The following is a 20,031-nucleotide window of genomic DNA, read 5'->3' as shown; positions in this document are numbered from 1 at the left end:
CGGAAAATATAAAGAAGCCTCTGTACCCATGATTCATGGATGCAAAGGCTTCTTTGTTTACATGAAAATTAATTCGCAATTAACTTTTTAATCTTACGTTCCAACTCTTTCTCAGGCAATATGCCCAGAACAATCTCCTGTATAACTCCTCTAGAGTCAATCAGAACATTCGTTGGAAAAGCCACCCCATTGTATTGAGCATACACAGTCCCCTTCTCATCCAAGGGAATAGGGAACGTCAGTTGGTACTCATCCACAAAAGCTTTGGCATCCTTGAGTTTATCGTATGACGTTACATTAACCCCATACATGTCAAGCTTATCCTTGTATTTCTCAGCCATTCTGTTCAACTCCGGAGCTTCCTGCTTACACGGCTCACACCAGGATGCCCAGAAACTGACAAACGTGGCCTTATCTTTGGCACCGCCCACACTGTACGTCTTCCCATCCATTGCTGTCAGAGAAAAAGCAGGCGCCAGAAGACCCGCGCGTGGTCCCGTCTCTGTAGGCATGGGTTCTTCCTGCTTAAAGACGGCTGCAATGCCGTCACCCGCATTCTGGGCCAGTGCAATACCAACCAGCAAGACAACACCAAGGAGTATGTATATGTTTCGTTTCATAACCCGCCACCCTTTTATATAATTAGCATATTGAAACTGAAACCGTAATTTCTGCACATGCTAAGTGTTTATCACGCTCTATGACAGTTCACCAGAACATGATTCCCAAATGTTCTCTTTATTATTGTACCCTTTTCCTTTAAAATTTTACAATCCGCATCACAGAAAATAAAATGAAAAAGGACTCCTGCCATAGCAGGAGCCAAAGAGAGAGGGGTGAATACAAATGGCAGCACTTCACGGGCAGCAAAACGCCTTCTACATCCCTTCTTCCGTAGAACAAGAGATGTCAAAGCACATGTTCCTTTCGCTGCCACAAGAAGCCTGCGGGGTTATGCTGGGTGAAACCGCAGCGGGCGGTATACGAATCAGTCGGTTTCAGCCCATTCGTAACGTAGCACCTGACCCGCTGCACCATTTTACTCTGGACGATGCCGAATGGATTCGGTGCGTATTCTCCGAGCCCAAGCTCATCGGTATCTTCCATTCTCATCCACATACAAGGCCCGTTCCATCCTTAGAGGACATCCAAGCGCTTCCGGCCTTCGCAGGTTTGCTTCAGATGTACCTCATCGGCTCACCTGACCTAACAAGTGGGTCGCGATCTCATATGCATCTGAACGGTTATCGGATTGAATCTTCGAAGGAATCGCAGGATCCGGCACAACACATTGTGCCTTCATACAATCTGCTTCCCGTTCCGTTATGCGTGACTTAGCTGGGTATACAGATCACCCAAGGTCTCCACATTTTTACGAGTCATGTCCTCCAAGTAGCAGGACCATAACTGTGCAGTCATTTTTGAATCTTCCAGTGCATGGTGACGTCCATAGATCGGAATCCCTCTGGATTCCAGCAATTCATCCAAACCGTACCCCGGCCTGCTCGGTTCAAGCCAGCGGGCCAACATCATCGTATCGATTAAACGATGTGTCAGCCTTACCTTTGAAGTCCGCCACAGAGCTGCATTCAGAAAAGCTCGGTCATGCGCACTTGCGTGTGCAATCAGAACATTTCCACCTACAAAAGACATGAAATCATGCAGCCCTTCCAGCAAAGTTGGTGCGTCCGACGTCATCTCCTGTGTAATACCTGTAAGTTCAGTAATATGTTCCGGAACCGCAGTCTTGGACTGGACCACCGTATAGAACTGTTCTCCTTCCAGTACCACACCACCATGTATACGGACCGCACCAAATGAGATAATCTCATCCCCGTGCTGGGGCGAAAATCCCGTCGTTTCCAGATCAAATACAACTGCGTCCAGCTCATTTAGAGGTGTATGCAGAACCTCAGGTCTGCGCTGTTCTCTCATCATAGAGCGGATAAACGCCATGTGTTGCGCCGTAGGGGCTCCCATAATGGAAGCGATGGCGGAAGGAACCCCTCCCTGACGCAGCGAATTCCAGAATCCTGTATTGCCCCTTGCCGGCTCTCTCATGGACGTCTCCTTTCTGCAAAACGCAACTGTCTTTGCAAAGCACGATGCACTCGTCGTACCAACCCGAGCGTATCCTTGAGCTCATAATGAATTTGCTTTTGTTTCATCTGTTTTTCATCCAGGAACCCACTGCTATGTTGCAAATCCCCTTGGATGACAACCGGTGTACTTCGGCGAAATTTCAAAGCGGCAAAGAAGGCCCGCTGGCATGCATCCAGTAATGTAAATGGAACAGCTTCAAGTGAAGTCAGTCTCTCCATTCTTTTTAACGTCGATGACTCCTTGATCCCATGTTGCAAAGCCAAATAACGGGCACTGTTCACCAGCGGAATGTACAAGCCATACTTGACATCAAATCCGCCTGCATGTTCACCAAATCGTTCTGTGACCACACGTCCAAGTACATTTAATGTAGCTTTATGTTTAACCGTATTGCGAAGAACCGCATCCGAAAGTTCAGGAACCAGTCTGAACTGTTCATAAAAACTCGTGATCCATTCCTCCGCCAGACTTTGCTCACCTGCAACAAAACGCATGTCTGAAGCAATTATCAGATTACGAACGGGCTCCCAATTCAGATCCGAGCTCCAATCTGCTAATTGTTGTTTCCATGACGCCAGCGTTTTTCTCCAGAGTGGCTCAGAGCACATGACTTTGCCTTCGCACTTGGCGTAACCAAGCTCTTCTAACATATCCGTCATTCGCAGTCCGAGCTGAGCAAAATATTCCTCTTTACCTTCATGCGGAGTATCGCTAATGATCATGCCATTATCCTGATCACTCCATAACGTTGCTTCTTCCCTGCCGGAACTGCCAAATACGATAAAGGCATAGGGGACGGGAGGTTGGCCGAAGCCTTCCTCAACCATCCCCTGAATGCATAACTCTACTGCTTTCCGTGCAATCCGGTCATGCAGTTCATTTACCGTTTGGTACCACTCGATCGGCGACAAGGAAGCGGACAACAATTCCTGGAGCTCGTTCTGTAATATTACACGTGCCTGGCGCAGTTCTTGAGAAGACACCGCACCATCGATTCCCTGATAAGACCAGGAATAGTTTGTATACGAGATGGGTTCCATCATGTCCAGCCTCCTTGAAGCATGATTCAGCATCATTCATCTCAGGAGCTGAACGTACCACCATTGGATTTAGAATCTACATTTTTCATTTGTTCAGGGTATCCGTAAGTACCGTGCTCACTGATATCCAGACCCATTGTTTCTTCTTCTTCAGTAACACGGATGCCCATGATCGCTTTCATACCGCCCAGAATAATGAAGGACATTACCAGTACGAAGGCAAAAGCACCTACCAGACCGAGAAGCTGTACGCCCAATTGGTGGAATCCACCGCCATAGAACAGACCCGCTTGACCTACACCCGCATGCTCAGCAAGTTCTGGTGTAGCGAACAAACCTGTGGAGATTGCTCCCCACATACCAGCAACACCGTGTACGGAGAAAGCGTAGATTGGATCGTCAATTCCTTTACGATCGAAGTACTGTGCCGTGAAGAATGTGATAACACCAGCCAAAGCACCGATAACCAGAGCTGCCCAAGGTTCAACGAAGGCACAAGCACCTGTAATTGCAACGAGTGCCGCAAGCACACCATTCAACATGCTAGGAATATCGGACTTGCCTAGAACTGCCCAAGAAATCAACAGTGCAGCAACACCACCAGCTGCAGCAGCTACGTTAGTAGTTAATGCAACATAACCAAAGAATCCATCATCCAAGGCCGTTAACGTACTACCTGGGTTGAAACCGAACCAACCGATCCAGAGGATAATAACCCCGAGTACGGAATACACTTGGTTGTGACCTGGAATGATGTTAGGTTTGCCGTCTTTGTTGTATTTACCAATACGTGGTTTCAACAAGATGGTCGCTACCAATGCTGCAGTCGCACCAGTCAAGTGAACAACCGTCGATCCTGCAAAGTCTTGCATACCCAGCTCAGCCAACCAGCCGCCGCCCCATACCCAGTGAGCAACAACCGGATACATGATAATGGTATAAAGTGTACCGAATACAATATATACGCTCATTTTTGCACGTTCAGCCATACCACCGCAGGCAATGGCCAGAGATACCGCCGCAAAAGCGAGGTGGAAAACGAATTTAACAGTCAGTGGAACATCGGAGAAAGCCAGTGATTCGAAGGAAGCAGCCATCTTGTCACCGCTCAGGAAAAATCCTGTTGTTCCAAAGAAGCTGTTACCATTACCGAAACCAAGACCGAAACCCAAAGCCCAGAAGGCAATAACTGAAATTCCCAATGTCAGGATGGTCTTACCCGCAATGTGTCCTGCATTCTTCATTCGTGTTGAACCCGCTTCAAGTAAAGCAAATCCCCCTTGCATCAAGAACACGAGTACAACAGCCAGAAACGTAAAGGCTGAGTTCAAACCACTTTGAAGTTCAATGTTAGTCGGACCCTCCGCAGCCGCAAATACGCTAACCGGAAAAGCGAACAAAGTAAGCATTACTAACATGGAAACCAACCATTTCTTTCTCATATACCCCACTCCCTCTTATGTTAAGTTTCTTCACATAACGTGAAACTCTTAATGTCATTATAAGCAGAAGAGAGGAAAGTTGACAAGAGTATTTTCATCAAAATTGAAAATTATTTCTGGGAATAAAGTCATACGTCTTTTTCTTGCACTTAAGTACATAATCACATTCTATGAGTACATAGATATAGAAATGCAGTATGCTGATTGCCAAAGCATAACGTTTGACTGTACGGTTAAAGATCATGTATCATACTTATTAGTAAGAAAAATTGGGCGTAGTCTAGAAATTCACAAGTGGAAACTACAATTCCCTACATTTGAACTTGCAAGCGAGGTGAATATCATTGGGGATATGAAACTTTTTCGGATTGGCGAACTTGCCAAGACCGCTGGTGTTAGTGAACGGACGATTGATTATTACACAAAGCTTGGACTAATCGCTCCCGAAGAACGTACACAAAAAAATTATCGTCTCTATAGTAATGAAACTTTAACGAGGCTTGAACGTATTGTACAGATGAAACAAGAGAAGTATAGTCTCGACGAGATTAAGCAATCTCTTGAGAAGTGGCGTCTGGTTAGTACAGAAGAACAAGTTGCCAGCAAATTGACAACATTGGAACTTCACGTACAACAACTTGAGCGAGAGGTTAACGAACTCAAACCGCTACTTGGAGAGATGAAACCTGTACAAGCACGTAAAATGATGGCAGGACTCCTCACCAAAAGTGCCGGTACAATGGAGGCACTAAAAATCTTGCTTGAGAACACCATGATGTAGCTTATTCTTAGAAAGCGGAGGAATGAATATGAGTTTTAATAACGGTATGTTCGTATTGATCATTATCGCCTTTTTGCTCTCTTTATGGGCGCAATTTCGCGTTAAAGGTACGTTTAGACGTTGGTCGGAGGTACCGAACCAGAACGGAATGACTGGTTACGATGCCGCTCGCCAGATGCTTGATGCTAACGGCCTGCATGATGTTCCAATTGAACCTGTACGCGGCACGCTCTCTGATCACTATGATCCGATCAATCGGGTTGTACGTTTATCAGAACCAGTATATTATGAAAACTCAATCTCAGCTGTTTCGGTAGCGTGTCACGAAGTTGGCCACGCCATTCAGCATAAAGAAAGTTATCCGATGCTGGCACTGCGTCACCGGATCTTCCCAATTGTGAACTTTGCATCCGGATTAGCTCCATTCCTGTTAATTGCAGGATTCATCTTCAATGCCATGAACCTTGTAGGTATCGGTATCATTTTCTTCTCCGTAACTGTAGCATTCCAACTCATCACTTTACCGGTTGAGTTCAATGCAAGTAATCGCGCTAGAGAGATTATGGTATCCGAAGGGTACATCCGTAATGAAGAAGAAAAAGGTGTTGCAAAAGTTCTGAATGCCGCAGCCTTGACTTACGTTGCTGCAGCGTTGATCTCACTGCTTGAGTTGATTCGTTACATCGGAATCTTCAACAGCCGCGATTAATTGGGTACCTAATACAACAAAAACAAAAAACAATACCCCACCGTTAATCGGATGGGGTATTGTTTTGTTGTAAACCGAAATAATCAAGCAAGAATGAACGAAAGGACTGAGCAACCAGCGGCAGTTTATCATGTGCACGATGAATTAACCCGATAGTTCGCGTTACTTTTGGATGGGAGATAGCCACATGTGCCGGTTGCAAAGGGTTCGTCTGGAATAGCGCCATCTCAGGCAGCAGACTGACCCCCATGCCCGCAGCGACCAATCCGCGGATGGTGTCGGTCTCTTCCCCTTCAAAAGCGATCTTGGGTGTAAAACCAGCTTCCAGACAGGCATGCCATACAATAGGACGAAGAGAATAACCTTTGCTGAATAATACGAACTTATCATCCTTGAGCTGTTCAAGCGCAATTGTCTCTTCACCAGCTAACGGGTGATTAGGAGGAAGGATGGCATGTAATTCTTCCGTGAGTACAATATCGCCATCTACTTGATCATGCTTCTCTGGAAAAGGAGAAATGAACGCCAAGTCTACCTCTCCGGATAACACATCACGAATCAGCGTAGGGAACATCCCCTGCTTGAATCTGAATTTCACGTTAGGGTAGCGCTGACGGAAAGCAGCCACCACGGAAGGAATGAGATGAATCCCCAGGCTATGCGGAAACCCAATTCGAATCTCTCCATGCTCCGGGTCCAGAAACTCATGAACTTCCCCGACTGCCTTGTCCAAATCTTTTAATATACCTTCAATTCGTTTGCAAAAAAGCTGCCCCACTGCAGTCAACTGCAGGTTTCGTCCCTTTTGCATAAAAAGGTCCACGCCCAGTTCTTCTTCCAGCTGATGAATCTGACGACTCACCGCCGACTGTGCCACATGCAACTCTTCAGCAGCCTGTGTTACATGTTCCTTCTGTGCCACTTTTAAAAAGTAATGCAACTGTCTTAATTCCACTCGCCTGATCGCTCCAATCTGTTATACCCTACTTATCCTTGATTGCATTCCATCTTGAGAACGTTCTGACTACCGCTTTAAGCTGCGGGGTTTCCACAATCTGATCAACAGTCCGTAAATAAAGAATCCACCCAACAATCCGCCAAGGTGAGCCATCCAGTTGATGCCCGACATGGCGAAGGAGAATATGATTCCGAACAAAAGCAATGTGTACATCGTTTTGCGCGAAGCCTCGTCCATCATCGTTCGCTGGAACAGCGCTACATACAGGAATGCACCATAGACGGCATAGATCGCTCCTGAAGCACCTACCGAGATGGTAATACTCCCAACCGAGTTGTACCACGCAACAGCAAGAATATTACCCAATACACCGCCACCCAGGTACAATACACCATACCTTACCGACCCGAGCAAACGCTCCATCGGTGGAGCAAATACAATTAACGCAAAGCTGTTAAACAATAAATGACTGAAGCCCGCATGCAGGAACATGGATGTAATGTAACGCCACCATTCATGTGCGAACAGTTCATGATTCGTAAGTGCCCCGAATTTCAGCAGCACCATATTGTTCGTTGATCCACCGTTCACCGTTAACACAATAAACATGACTACATTGGCAATTAGAAAAAGCGACGTCAAAGGGAAATACTTCAAATAACCTTTCCAGTTCTCATAGCGAATAAATATCATAAATTTCTTCTTTCACTCCACCCTGTTCAGATCGGACTTACATCTCTGATCCATCGTAATGGTACATGTCCGAATTGGACAATGCCTTTCATAAAAGATTATAATGGATTTTGGCACGGATCACCAATTTATAAGGAGGAACATTATTATGACACAAGAACGTACAGGCGCAGCCACATTTAAAGGCAACCCTATTACATTGATCGGACCCGAACTGAAAGTCGGCGATCAAGCACCTGATTTTACACTGAGCAAGAACCTGGTTGAGGATGCTTCCCTGAAAGACTTCGCAGGCAAAATCAAATTAATCAGCGTTGTTCCTTCTCTGGATACTGGCGTATGCGATGCGCAAACTCGTCGTTTCAACGTGGAAGCTGGAGAACTCGGAGACAATGTTGTTGTCTTGACAGTCAGCGTTGACCTTCCGTTTGCTCAGGCTCGTTGGTGTGGAGCAGCTGGTGTTGACCGCGTAGTTACATTGTCAGACTACAAAACACGTTCTTTCGGTGAAGACTACGGCGTTCTGATCAAAGAATTCCAACTCGACATGCGCTCCATTTTTGTTTTGGATGCCAAAGACCGGATTACATATGTGGAGTATTTGCCTGAAATGACAGACTCCCCTAACTTCGAACAAGCGATTGCTGCTGTAAAAGCTTTGCTGTAGAAGTTATCATACGTTCAGAACAAAAGCGAGGAAGGTTAACCTTCACTCGCTTTTTGTTATTTATCATCTATTTCAATCATTTGCTTTATACTTGCTTAGCTTTTTATCCAGTACAGAGAATAAGTTCATAATCGTGCGATAATTGGAACCCAAGTCTCCAAGTGAACCACGTGAAGCTGAATACATATCCACCGCACTGCGAACAGGACTTACTGAGATAATGGAAACTGTAATATCCATCGTCCGTCCAAAGGTAGTCCGCTTCTCCAGAATAACTTCTCCAACAGAAGGCACTTCATGCAGCACTTTATAACCCGGAATCTTTTTGAGTGTCGAAGAGACCTCTTCCCAGGCTCTGTCTTTGGATAAGTTATAATACCGTGTTTTTAATTTGGGATCCTTGGCTCGATCGCTGGTCCCCTCCATGCTGCGGATGATACCGACGAGCGTTCTCTTTAAGGTCAAGACCCTTCCTCCTTTGATTGTAACCGTTCCATTTATGTATCTTAGTGTAACATTGTTCAAGTAGTAACAAAAGGGCAAGCATCATATTTATCATAAAACCAATCAAAAACATTCATCACAACTTAAAAACACCCTGAAATTCCTTTTGTAGAGGAAAAGTCAGGGTGCTGTACATGAAGATTTAGGAACCCGCCTATGCCGTCCGGCTACATTGTCTTATGAACCTGCTTGGCAGGTGGGTGACCGCAAAAATGCTTTTTGAAGTCCCCATGTCGTATAGACAGGGCTTTTCAGCAACATTCTGTGTTGATCTCCCGAAGACATCATCATTGGTTCAAAACAACGAATAACCGAAACGTACATCGCAGGATGTACAATTATTATATCCCTAACTGTGTAAAAAGTAAATGGCGATTCATCATGTTTTATTTTTGCAATGTAATGTTTTTGTCGTCTGATGGCTCAGATGTTTCACCATTCTCTGCTGATTGTTCAGCCAGCGCAGCAGCTTCCTCTTCTTCCTTCTTGAGTTGCATCTTCTCCATCTGCTCCTGCATCTTGTTGAAGGTTGCGTAGAAGTTAAAGAAAGCAAACCAAGCAATGATGCTGATAATGAAGAAAACAAACAAGACCGGATAACGGAAACCGATGTAGAACAGCAATCCACTTCCCAGCAATGTGGAAAATACACGGAATGGTCTGATCAGCGTAAGCAATACCGCGTTTTTGATAATGAGTCCGATGGACATATGATAATGTACAACCATCGAGAAAAAGTTAAAGAGTGATACAAATAACAAGAGAAGCAGTACTAACATGATGATTCCCACGAGCTGCATATTGCGGAACTGCGTCATGTACACTGTATAATCCAGATACATAATCGCGAACAGCAGTGTGTAAAAAATACCCCCAATTAAACTTTGCTTGTAGTTTTCCTTGTAACCTACAAAGAAAGTACGGAAGATCGGTACATCCGTATCACCCATATTCCATTTACGAACAACCGTAAACAGCGCCGAAGTCGCCGGGAACAGTGTAAGCGGTGCCACAATAGCTATAGCCCAGTTCATTTGCAATGATTCGTTTGCGAGGTTCTGCTGCATCACGAGCAGTTTCATAATCAAGAAAAACAAGAACGGAGACGAACAAATAGCCCACAACAGATTGGTTGCGGCCAGTCTCGTAATCCACTCTGTAAGCCGGTAGATCCCACCCATAGCTCCTTTAAATTCCAAACATTTCTCCTCCTCTGCAGCCTTGCGAATTACCTGAAGTCTAATATTAATATACCTTATTATAGATAGGAAAAGCCAGTACTTCCCGAAAAGAGATCGTCATTGTCCTTAGCTAGCGCTTCTGGCCGCTTCTGGCAGTGAAATAAAATGATGCAGTCACTTTGAAAATAAAAAAATGGAGCAGTTGCCCGCTCCATTTTTCAGATCATACGTTTATATTACTCGAAAGAAGAATCTTTCGCTGGACGACGTCCTTCGTTACTGCTTGGACGCGGTTTGCGGTCACGGTTGTAACCACCTTCTCTGCTTCCACCGCCAGTGCCAGTGCTGCTGCCGCTGTTACGATCACGGTTGTAACCGCCACGTCCGCCGCCACTGCTGTTGCGATCGCGGTTGTAACCACCACCACTGCCGCCGCTACCACTTGTGCGGTTACCGCTGTAACCCGATGGTTTACGTCCGCCAGAGCGAACATCCGGTTTACGACGTTTTGCACGGATTGGATCTTCAGGAGTCAGATCAACTTGAGCATCTTTCTTGTCACCTGTCAGGAGCTTCAGTGCAGCCGACAACAGTTGAACAGAATCATATTGCTCAAGCATTTGAATCGCAATACCTTTGTATTCGTTCAGTTCGCCTGATTGTACGATTTCCAGCAAGCGCTCTGCTGTCAAACGTTGTTTACCTTCAACCGCTTCTGCCATTGTTGGCAGTGGTTTGCGTGGAATACGGTGACGTGTTACACGCTCGATGAAGTGCAAGTGATCAATCTCACGCGGTGTAACGAAGGACCAAGCAGCACCCTCTTTACCCGCACGACCTGTACGACCGATACGGTGAACATAGCTCTCCGGATCTTGCGGAAGGTCAAAGTTAACAACGTGAGTTACACCAGATACGTCGAGACCACGTGCAGCCACGTCTGTTGCAACGAGTACGTCAATGCTGCCGTCACGGAACTTACGCATTACCGCATCACGTTGATTCTGGGATAAGTCACCATGAAGACCGTCTGCAGAATATCCACGTTTTTGCAAAGCTTCAGCCAATTCGTCAACACGACGTTTTGTACGTCCGAATACGATCGCCAGTTCAGGAGATTCCATATCCAACAAACGGCTCAATGCTTCGAATTTTTGACGCTCAGGTACTTCGATATAGGATTGGTCAATCAATGGTGCACTAACATGTTTCGGAATCACAGAAATGTGTTCAGGATTGTTCAAGAATTGTTGTGCCAATTTTTGAATGTTAGGAGGCATTGTTGCTGAGAACAGCATCGTTTGGCGCTCGTCTGGAACTTGTTTCAGGATGGATTGGATATCCTCCATGAAACCCATGTCGAGCATTTCATCTGCTTCATCCAGTACAACAGTTTGTACATCATCTAGTTTGATTGTTTTGCGGTTGATGTGGTCAAGGAGACGTCCAGGTGTACCAATGATGATCTGTGGTTTTCTTTTCAGTGCACGGATTTGACGCACGATATCTTGTCCGCCGTAGATTGGCAGGGAGCGAAGACCTTTGAAGCGAGTAAGTTTTTCGATCTCTTCAGCAACTTGAATTGCAAGTTCACGTGTAGGTGCCATAATAAGGGCGCGGATTTTCTCGTCACTTTTTGAGATTTTGCTGATCAACGGAATACCGAATGCAGCTGTTTTACCCGTACCTGTTTGAGCTTGACCAATCAAATCTCTGCCTTCGAGTGCCAAAGGAATCGCTTTGGATTGGATCGGTGTTGCTTCTTCAAACCCGAGCTCAGTGATGGCTTGCAGCACCAGTGGTTCAAGATTGAAATCTGTAAAGTTTAAATTTGTCAAAATTATTCATGCTCCTTTTATATGGTGGACATGGTGGACAATCCACTTTGTTGTCTGTATTCTTAAGTAGCGTTAATATTTATAGGGTATCCCAACGGGACGAATTATTTTCACTAACGAATATAATTCCATGAATGGGTCCCCAACATAAGACTAAAACTACATACATGTGTTTGAAACATTTCAAAATTTTATTGCTCCATTTAGGAAAAGTTTCCTACTCAAGAATATCCACAAATTATTATATCACAAAACAATTCAAGATTACCAGCAATCTGGTTTTAAATATAAATGAGGTGATTAAATTGCCCAAAATAATTTGGCACTCTTTAGTGATCATTTTGGGTGCTGCAGCTATTGCCTGCGGCTTCAACTGGTTTTTGGTCCCCCATCAGCTTTTAAGCGGCGGGGTGTCCGGTATTTCAATGCTTCTGGGTTATTTTACAACGTTGAATCTTAGTATAATGTATTTTGTTCTTAACATTCCCCTGCTCATTGCAGGTTGGTTTATTCTTGGACGACGCTTCATTACATTAAGTATTCTTTCGGTAGCAGCCACTTCCTGGTTCATTGCGCTTCTGCCTGTTTTTGCTGTGGCTACAGACCCTTTACTTAGTTCTGTATTTGGCGGTGTGCTTATTGGAATGGGTACTGGCGTTTCCTTCCGAGTCGGCGGCTCCACAGGAGGACTCGACATTGTTGGGTCCATTTTCACGCGTAAACGAGACTTTCCGATTGGTACAGTGATGGCCGGTATGAACGGTACGATCATTATGCTTGCAGGATACCTGAGTGACAATTGGAATACGGCCTTGGCCTCGATGGTATCCATCTACATTACAGGCAAAGTGCTTGATCTGATCCATATCAGTCACGTCAAAGTAACACTGTACATTATTACAAACGAAACCGAAGCCATGTTAAAAAAATTACTTGTTCGGCCTCGTGGAGTTACCAAAATTAAGACTCAGGGAGCCTACACGGATATTGAGAAGGACATGCTCATGACCGTCACCACCCGCTACGAGTTGGTTGAAATTAAACGTATTATCAAGGATACAGATCCAAACGCTTTTGTTAACATTGTGGAAACGGTTGGTGTTATGGGTTCATTTCGCAGAAGTTGAGACACCTGTACGGTTAACAATTCACAACATTGTGGTATAATAACGGTGTACGGCTCCTAAATATGTTGTATAGCAGGTTCAACCCTTCAATTTCACAGGCCATATGCTTTCCCGAATCGCGCCGAATGACTTACCATTTTGGAATTCGAGTAGGAAAGGGTGATTATTGTGGATATGGAAACGGTAAAACTGTTTGAGATTGTCAACAGATGGTGCCCGGAAATGCTCCCTTTCTTGAAACCGAATGAACTCGACTCACTGATTGTCCTCCGGGATGGGCTGGGCATCCTGGAACAGGGAGACGCAATGGAAATCATTCAGTACAGTATTTGTGAGCATCAAAATGAGATTTACATTCAATAATTTTTTTCAGATTGATCACGCCGCTTCTTGCAGGGGATTTCCTCAGCAGGAAGCGGTTTTCATTTTTTCCATGTGTTTCATTACTTGATTAATATGGTTAAAAGCCCAGAGGCTCTAATGTATAATTCATACATGGAATGCACACATAAGGGAGTGGAAATGAATGAACATGTTTTGGGCTTTAATGGCTATGGCCTTTGGAAGCTTTGGTGGTGCCCCCGCAGTGGCGGACCAGGGAAATCCTCAATTCCAATCGTTAACCAACAGTTTTAACACCGCAATTATCCAATCTCAAAAAGATCAGGTTGTTATTGATGCCGATAACCCACCTGCCAAAATTGATCCTCAACCTGATGCACCTGTGGTCAAAGGTATTTATGTAACGGCCTACAGCGCAGGCGGCGCACGTATGAAAGAATTGTTGGAACTGACAGACAGTACAGAACTGAATGCCATGGTCATTGATATCAAAGACGATCTCGGATACATAACTTATCCCACAGAAAACAAAGCGCTTCAGAAAATGGGTAAATCCCAACCTTTTATTCGGGATATCGATGCCTTGATGAAACGATTGCAAAAACATGAGGTCTATCCGATTGCACGTGTCGTTGTATTCAAAGATACGATTCTTGCCAAGAAAAATCCGGAGCTCTCCTTCCGTAACAAGGATGGATCTGTATGGGCAAATGGCAAAGGCGACAGCTTTGTGAATCCGTACAGCAAGGAAGTATGGGACTATAACATTGAGATTGCCAAGGAAGCTGCCAAGCTTGGATTTAAAGAGATTCAATTTGACTACGTTCGTTTCCCGGAAGGTTTCGAAACTCGAGCCGATGTACTGAAATATACCAAATCTGACAAGTCACGCGTGGATGTTGTGGCTGAATTCGTGCAATATGCACGCAAGGAGTTGGCCCCGCTAGGTGTTCGTGTCTCGGTTGATATTTTCGGTTATGCCGCTTCTGTACCTGCGGCTGAAGGCATTGGACAGGATTTTGTTAAAATATCCGAAAATGTGGATGTCATTTCACCGATGGTATATCCGAGTCACTATTCAACTGGCTGGTATGGGGTCAAGGATCCTGACAAAGATCCTTACACAACCATCAAGGGTTCAATGGAAGATACACACAAGAAACTAGACCCTACCAAAGAACTCAAACCCGTCATTCGTCCGTGGATCCAGGACTTCACAGCAAGCTGGCTGGGCAGTGGGCATTATGTCAAGTATGGCAAGAAACAAGTGGAAGACCAGATTAGAGCAATGAAAGACATGGATGTACATGAATATCTGCTCTGGAATGCGTCCAACCGTTATACATCAGGTGTACAATATAAGTAATCCGCACTCTTTCATACTTCTCATTTCATCCAACCTCGTTCTGCTTGAAGCGGAGCGAGGTTTTTTGGTGTTCATTTTTCTCTGCCCCCTACTCTGCTTCTGTCCCTATTCAAATTGAACAAAATCCACTACAATAAATAGCTGTCCAGATATGACACTTGGATGACATCTCTATAGAATAGTGAGGCACTGCCAGTGAACATGAACACAACAAGTTTTTCCCAAAAAGTGAAGCAATTCCTGATTATATTTTTGCCCATCTTCACCACTCAAATCGCCCTCTCTGCCATGTCGTTCTTCGACACCAATATGTCAGGCAAGTTTTCCCCAGCCGACCTTGCAGGAGTTGCAATCGGCACAAGTCTGTGGATGCCAGTTCAAACTGGACTAAGCGGGATTCTGATCGGTATTACACCTGTCGTTTCCCATCTGTTAGGTTCCAAACGTAATGATCAGATTGGGTATAACGTCATCCAGGCGCTGTATCTCGGGATTGCAGTCAGTCTCGTCGTTATCGGAGCCGGGGCGTTGTTACTTGGCCCTATACTGAACGGAATGCCTCTGGAGCCCAGGGTTGCCCAAGTCGCCTTCTATTTTTTGTGCGCACTCGCTTTTGGCATTATTCCGCTCTTCGGATATACAGTGCTGCGCAGCTTCATGGATGCACTTGGCCAGACACGGACTACGATGTTCATTACGTTGGTTTCCCTGCCCGTTAACATCTTTCTAAATTATCTGCTGATATTCGGCCGCTGGGGCTTTCCACAATTGGGCGGTGTTGGTGCTGGTGTTGCTACAGCATGTACATACTGGCTGATCTTTCTTATTAGTCTCTTTTTTGTCCATCGGGTCGAACCTTTCGCCCAGTATGGCATTTTCCGTCAATGGACCCGTGTCTCATTCTCCAAATGGAAAGAGTTACTCAAGATTGGAGTGCCCATCGGATTTGCGACTTTTTTCGAAACGTCCATCTTCGCTGCTGTGACTTTAATGATGAGCCGTTTCGATACCACAACAATTGCTGCCCACCAGGCGGCGCTGAATTTCGCTTCTACGCTCTACATGCTGCCTGTGAGTATATGTATGGCTCTTACGATCCTTGTGGGCTATGAGGCAGGTGCGGGGCGTCTGAGAGATGCCAGACAATACAGTCTGCTTGGAATTGGTGGAGCCATCGGACTCTCACTGCTGACAGCGATCGTGTTGATTGTGTTCGGCGAACAGATTGCAGGCGTGTATTCAAACGATCGAGAGGTCATTGCACTTACGCAGCATTTCCTCATCTACGCCATTTTCTTTCAGATCTCGGATGCGATTGCTACACCGACCCAAGGAGCATTGCGTGGCTACAAAGATGTTAATCCGGCACTTATCATTACGTTCATAGCGTATTGGATTATTGGGTTGCCTGTAGGTTATATAACTGCTACGTATACTTCACTCGGTGCCTTCGGATACTGGATCGGCCTCATTGCCGGCCTTGCTGTAGGAGCAACAGCGCTTCTCTGGAGACTCTTCCTGGTACAAAAACAAGCCGCACTCCGCAAGGCGTAACATCGGAACACTTACTTACTTTGGAAAACAACAAAAAGAGCACAATCCTCGTCAATGCGGGATTGTGCTCTTTGCTTATGAATCGAATTATTGGGACAAACGTTGTGCAAGCTCGTAAGTCACCATATCGAAATCTTTTTTTGTGTTAACAACTTTATCAATATCTGTCAGGGTAAGTTCACCCTTGATAATGCCACAACCTTTGTCTGTCTCGCCTGCGATCAGACTACGGACAGCGAAGTCGCCAAGACGACTTGCCAGGTTACGGTCGAAAGGTGTTGGCGTACCCCCACGCTGAATGTGACCCAGAACGGTTACACGCGGCTCATACGTTGGGCAACGTTCCATCAGTTCTTTTGCTACATCTTCACCCTTGCCCACGCCTTCAGCAACGATAATAATACTGTGACGTTTGCCGTGTGCAAAGTTAGCTTTCATCCGATCTGCTACTTCGTCCATGTCGAACGGAACTTCTGGGACAAGAATCGTTTCAGCACCCGAAGCAAGTCCGGCATGCAGAGCGATATCTCCACAGTGACGACCCATAACTTCCACGATGGAAGAACGTTCGTGTGAAGACATCGTATCACGTAATTTGTTTACTGCATCAACCACTATGCTTACAGCTGTATCAAATCCGATGGTATAGTCGGTGAATGAAACATCGTTATCAATCGTTCCTGGCAGACCCATGGTGTTAATGCCCAGCTTGCTCAGTTTGTTTGCTCCGTTGTAGGAACCATCCCCACCGATAACAACCAGACCGTCAATGCCACGCGCACGCAGAATGTCCGCACCTTTTTGCTGACCTTCAGCGGTATAGAACTCCTTGCAACGTGCCGATTGAAGAACCGTTCCCCCACGTTGGATGATATCCCCTACACTCCGCAAATCCATTGGGAAAATGTCATTATTCAAAAGACCCTGGTATCCACGTTGAACTCCAAATACTTCGAGACCGTGAAACAGTCCGCTGCGAACAACCGCACGAACAGCCGCGTTCATCCCCTGTGAATCACCACCGCTCGTTAATACTGCGATTTTCTTTACTGCTGTCATGATGTTTCTTCCTCCTCTAGTTTCACTTCAGGCTCCGCAATATCACACCTGACTTACATATTTTTCCGTATCCAGCGACTGAAAATGAAGAAAAATATTCTTGTGATCGGACTATTTTTCAGCAGACGTTTGGATACAACGCGAACTTCCTGTTGTTCGCTGACTTTGGGATCAGACAGGTAAATGGCAATCAGTCCTTCGATGATCATCCGGTGAAAGGAGCTTCCCGGAATCTTCTGTACATCGCTGCGTGCCATCTCCACAATAAAAGCAATTCGGTCCAGCATTGTCTCCACATTCTCATAATAGTTGCAGAAGTTGAGATCTCCCCCGATGCGGTCCTCATCCTGATCAATTAAATAATCGAGCATAATGTGCAATGCGCATACATGTGGGAAATAGGCCGTGTGGATCGAGGCCGCTTGCTCTTCAGTCAACTGATCGTCACTCGCAGCCAGAAACAGCATGAAAACGCCCAGTGTAGAGCCAGTTGCAGCAGCAAATTCGTTCCAACGAAACTGAGGTGTGCGATGACGATGCTCCGACCACCATTCGAGCAGTGCCGTTTCTCTCAGTTCCGGCTTGATATGCTTATATACCTGCAGGTCCGTGTATAGGCCTGCCAGATCCTGAATTTGGGGCTTGGCGGACGTATAGCCTGGTAACTGACGGGTCAGTTCCTGACATGTGGTCACCAGATTCCGCAGATATCCACCGTCATCCTGCTCCTCACGGAGGGCATAATAATTGACGGGAATTGCTTCGGGATCTACCGCATCAAGCATGGATTGATGGAGAAGACGAAAGTCATCCGGGTCCATCGACGTGCTGCGGTCGCACAGATTGTCCAAATAATCACTAATAGTTTGATATGAAACGATCAGCGGAATCAGAATGTGTCTGTTGGGCAAATCAGCCAATGCGTAGACGGTTCCGCCTTCACAGTGAAACTGTTTATCCTTCAGACTGGCAAGTGCCTGTGTACGCAACTCCTCATTCGGAATCGCCTCAGCTTGAGCGCGCCATCCATTCAGTGCCTTCCGTGTTTCCGGAATGGTGTATTTGTACACCCCTCTCATCAATGCCAGCGGTCCACGCGGATATTGATGACGTTTTCGATTTGATTGGCTCAAAATAAATGTGCCTCCACTTGGTTGAATACGTATTAGAGCGATTTTTAACCATTCCTATTATAATATGATCCCCTTAATTGTACAAATGATCTGCCGCATATTCCGCATAAAAAATCGCATCCGCGCCCAAAGCTTTGTGATATACTAGGCATATTTCATCCATCAAAGGAGTCGTTGACATGTCGTCAAGTGAATCACTTTCGTGGAGACGGTTATTTTCTTTTTTTGTGCCACTTGGCATTTCCGCCTCTCTCGTCACCATTTCTCACGTCATCATAAACAGCACATTAGCACGTTCCGCTCATCCCGAGACGGTTATTGCCAGCTATGCCATCGCCGGTAGCTTGTTAACCCTCACGGAACGCCCCTCCACCCTGCTGCGGCAAACCTGTTCCGCACTGGTCCGCGATCGCCTTTCCTTTCAGGCCCTCACGTTTGTGACCAAAATATTTCTTGCCTGTGTGCTTCTCATTGGGTTTCTTATCGTATACTCTCCCGTTGGTACCGGGGTGTTCAAATACTTGTTTGGTGTAAGTCCGGATCTGCTGAACAAAGTCATCGACGTGTATGAAATTCTCATGTATGTAAGTATCTTTTCAGTGATCCGCAACATCTATCAGGGGATCATCATTACGAATAACCGCACCAAGTGGTTAACCATCGGGATGGTATTCCGTTTAGCCGGTATGTACGGCCTTTCCCTCTATTTCATATATACAGACAGCATTAACAGTGGACGTGTAGGCGCTATCATTTTTGCTGCTGGCATGATGATTGAAGCGCTCGTCAGCTTTCTGGAGGGAAACAGCATCAAGCGCAAGATGCCAGCCAAGCTTGAGGATCATCCCGTCGAGAGCAAGGGAGACGTATTTCGCTTTTATAAGCCACTGCTGTTATCCAGCTTTGTAGCGCTGTTCATAGGACCGGTTATTAACATCGTACTTGGCAAAACGACCGGGATCGCACTAGCCATTTCATCCTTTGCCATAGCAAGCAGTCTGATGCAGTTGATGCTAAGCTTCTTTACATACATCCATCAGATCGTGCTGAATTTCTACCTTGTGGACGCCAAACTGGTACGAAAATTCGCACTTGTCACCGGATTTATTCCGTTTGCGATGATGGTGTCGATTGCCTATACCCCCTTGGGACCATGGGTACTCGAAAATGTCATGAGCGTTCAGGGCGAACTTTTGCAACAAAGTCTGTGGACACTGCGTGCGTTCGTCTTATTTCCGCTGATCTTCCCTTTTCTGGATTTCAGCAATGGCCTCATTCTGCTTCGCGGTCAGACCAAAACGATGTTTCGTTCGCAAACGGCGAATGCAATCTGCACGGTGATTGTGCTGCTTATACTGGTTAGTATTTTTCCTGCGTGGAACGGCATGATTGGCGCTGTAGCCCAATCCCTTGGCCTGCTCGCCGAACTTATCATTGTCTGGCTTGTCATCCGGCGCACGAAGCAAGAACCTACGATGTCCGTGCCTAGAGCCCGTAAATCAACATCCCTGAAAGGGTAATAAAATCATTGAAT

Annotated in this window: 20 protein-coding genes and 1 other RNA gene; 9 read left to right on the top strand and 12 right to left on the bottom strand. The window is 45.7% G+C overall.

What is annotated here, in order from left to right; genetic code table 11:
* Positions 1-68: 68 nt before the first annotated feature.
* A complete protein-coding gene (locus tag V6668_RS10495; protein ID WP_338708350.1) occupies positions 69-620 on the bottom strand; it encodes a TlpA disulfide reductase family protein in 552 nt (183 codons plus the stop codon).
* A gap of 226 nt (positions 621-846) precedes the next feature.
* On the opposite strand from V6668_RS10495, the gene V6668_RS10490 reads away from it, so the two are divergent.
* Positions 847-1,338, top strand: a complete 492-nt coding sequence (locus tag V6668_RS10490; protein ID WP_338708349.1) for a M67 family metallopeptidase — start codon at positions 847-849, stop codon at positions 1,336-1,338.
* Here V6668_RS10490 and V6668_RS10485 read toward each other — a convergent pair.
* From V6668_RS10485 to V6668_RS10475, 3 genes are read right to left on the bottom strand one after another with little or no spacing between them, the layout of a single operon-like run.
* Complete coding sequence (locus V6668_RS10485) at positions 1,324-2,061, bottom strand: exonuclease domain-containing protein (RefSeq protein WP_338708348.1); 738 nt, start codon at positions 2,059-2,061, stop codon at positions 1,324-1,326. The two genes, V6668_RS10490 and V6668_RS10485, sit on opposite strands and share 15 nt — an antisense overlap.
* A complete protein-coding gene (locus tag V6668_RS10480) occupies positions 2,058-3,143 on the bottom strand; it encodes a DUF294 nucleotidyltransferase-like domain-containing protein (protein WP_422395274.1) in 1,086 nt (361 codons plus the stop codon). The genes V6668_RS10485 and V6668_RS10480 overlap by 4 nt, the downstream gene beginning before the upstream one ends.
* A gap of 41 nt (positions 3,144-3,184) precedes the next feature.
* Positions 3,185-4,585: an ammonium transporter gene (locus V6668_RS10475; protein WP_338708346.1), complete on the bottom strand. Its 1,401-nt coding sequence runs from the start codon at positions 4,583-4,585 to the stop codon at positions 3,185-3,187.
* A gap of 352 nt (positions 4,586-4,937) precedes the next feature.
* On the opposite strand from V6668_RS10475, the gene V6668_RS10470 reads away from it, so the two are divergent.
* Both V6668_RS10470 and V6668_RS10465 read left to right on the top strand, forming a co-directional pair.
* Positions 4,938-5,366: a MerR family transcriptional regulator gene (locus V6668_RS10470; RefSeq protein ID WP_017689377.1), complete on the top strand. Its 429-nt coding sequence runs from the start codon at positions 4,938-4,940 to the stop codon at positions 5,364-5,366.
* Positions 5,367-5,394: 28 nt separating this feature from the next.
* Entirely contained in the window at positions 5,395-6,075 is a 681-nt protein-coding gene (locus tag V6668_RS10465) for a zinc metallopeptidase (protein ID WP_036609646.1), read from the top strand.
* A gap of 43 nt (positions 6,076-6,118) precedes the next feature.
* Here V6668_RS10465 and V6668_RS10460 read toward each other — a convergent pair whose 3' ends face one another.
* Both V6668_RS10460 and V6668_RS10455 read right to left on the bottom strand, forming a co-directional pair.
* Positions 6,119-7,030, bottom strand: coding sequence for a LysR family transcriptional regulator (locus tag V6668_RS10460; protein WP_036609648.1), 912 nt, complete (start codon positions 7,028-7,030; stop codon positions 6,119-6,121).
* A 69-nt stretch (positions 7,031-7,099) separates the two neighbouring features.
* Positions 7,100-7,726 carry a rhomboid family intramembrane serine protease gene (locus tag V6668_RS10455; RefSeq protein WP_036609651.1) on the bottom strand — a complete coding sequence of 209 codons (627 nt, stop codon included), beginning with the start codon at positions 7,724-7,726 and terminating at the stop codon, positions 7,100-7,102.
* Positions 7,727-7,874: 148 nt separating this feature from the next.
* On the opposite strand from V6668_RS10455, the gene tpx reads away from it, so the two are divergent.
* Entirely contained in the window at positions 7,875-8,393 is a 519-nt protein-coding gene (gene tpx, locus V6668_RS10450) for a thiol peroxidase (RefSeq protein ID WP_076318421.1), read from the top strand.
* A gap of 72 nt (positions 8,394-8,465) precedes the next feature.
* Here tpx and V6668_RS10445 read toward each other — a convergent pair whose 3' ends face one another.
* The 4 genes from V6668_RS10445 to V6668_RS10430 all read right to left on the bottom strand — a co-directional run bounded on the left by V6668_RS10445 (position 8,466) and on the right by V6668_RS10430 (position 11,916).
* Positions 8,466-8,858: a DUF1499 domain-containing protein gene (locus tag V6668_RS10445; RefSeq protein WP_017689382.1), complete on the bottom strand. Its 393-nt coding sequence runs from the start codon at positions 8,856-8,858 to the stop codon at positions 8,466-8,468.
* Between the two features lie 182 nt (positions 8,859-9,040).
* Positions 9,041-9,232: non-coding RNA, 6S RNA (ssrS, locus tag V6668_RS10440), on the bottom strand.
* A 51-nt stretch (positions 9,233-9,283) separates the two neighbouring features.
* Positions 9,284-10,096, bottom strand: a complete 813-nt coding sequence (locus tag V6668_RS10435) for a YesL family protein (RefSeq protein WP_017689383.1) — start codon at positions 10,094-10,096, stop codon at positions 9,284-9,286.
* A gap of 218 nt (positions 10,097-10,314) precedes the next feature.
* On the bottom strand, positions 10,315-11,916 hold the full coding sequence (locus V6668_RS10430) for a DEAD/DEAH box helicase (protein WP_036609657.1): 1,602 nt from the start codon (positions 11,914-11,916) through the stop codon (positions 10,315-10,317).
* Between the two features lie 305 nt (positions 11,917-12,221).
* On the opposite strand from V6668_RS10430, the gene V6668_RS10425 reads away from it, so the two are divergent.
* The 4 genes from V6668_RS10425 to V6668_RS10410 all read left to right on the top strand — a co-directional run bounded on the left by V6668_RS10425 (position 12,222) and on the right by V6668_RS10410 (position 16,305).
* Positions 12,222-13,043: a YitT family protein gene (locus V6668_RS10425; protein ID WP_036609659.1), complete on the top strand. Its 822-nt coding sequence runs from the start codon at positions 12,222-12,224 to the stop codon at positions 13,041-13,043.
* Positions 13,044-13,217: 174 nt separating this feature from the next.
* Positions 13,218-13,406: a hypothetical protein gene (locus tag V6668_RS10420; RefSeq protein WP_029880762.1), complete on the top strand. Its 189-nt coding sequence runs from the start codon at positions 13,218-13,220 to the stop codon at positions 13,404-13,406.
* Between the two features lie 163 nt (positions 13,407-13,569).
* On the top strand, positions 13,570-14,751 hold the full coding sequence (locus V6668_RS10415; protein WP_036670137.1) for a putative glycoside hydrolase: 1,182 nt from the start codon (positions 13,570-13,572) through the stop codon (positions 14,749-14,751).
* A gap of 201 nt (positions 14,752-14,952) precedes the next feature.
* Entirely contained in the window at positions 14,953-16,305 is a 1,353-nt protein-coding gene (locus V6668_RS10410) for an MATE family efflux transporter (RefSeq protein ID WP_338708923.1), read from the top strand.
* A gap of 87 nt (positions 16,306-16,392) precedes the next feature.
* Here V6668_RS10410 and pfkA read toward each other — a convergent pair whose 3' ends face one another.
* Entirely contained in the window at positions 16,393-17,364 is a 972-nt protein-coding gene (gene pfkA / locus V6668_RS10405; RefSeq protein WP_036609663.1) for a 6-phosphofructokinase, read from the bottom strand.
* A 53-nt stretch (positions 17,365-17,417) separates the two neighbouring features.
* Positions 17,418-18,497, bottom strand: a complete 1,080-nt coding sequence (locus V6668_RS10400) for a tetraprenyl-beta-curcumene synthase family protein (protein WP_017689390.1) — start codon at positions 18,495-18,497, stop codon at positions 17,418-17,420.
* Between the two features lie 179 nt (positions 18,498-18,676).
* Between V6668_RS10400 and V6668_RS10395 the strand changes: the two genes are divergently transcribed.
* Complete coding sequence (locus V6668_RS10395; RefSeq protein WP_076249903.1) at positions 18,677-20,017, top strand: multi antimicrobial extrusion protein MatE; 1,341 nt, start codon at positions 18,677-18,679, stop codon at positions 20,015-20,017.
* Positions 20,018-20,031: the final 14 nt, after the last annotated feature.

It is taken from the genome of Paenibacillus amylolyticus, from assembly GCF_036894225.1.
GTDB lineage: Bacteria > Bacillota > Bacilli > Paenibacillales > Paenibacillaceae > Paenibacillus > Paenibacillus amylolyticus.
This window is presented reverse-complemented; position numbering and strand designations above follow the sequence as displayed.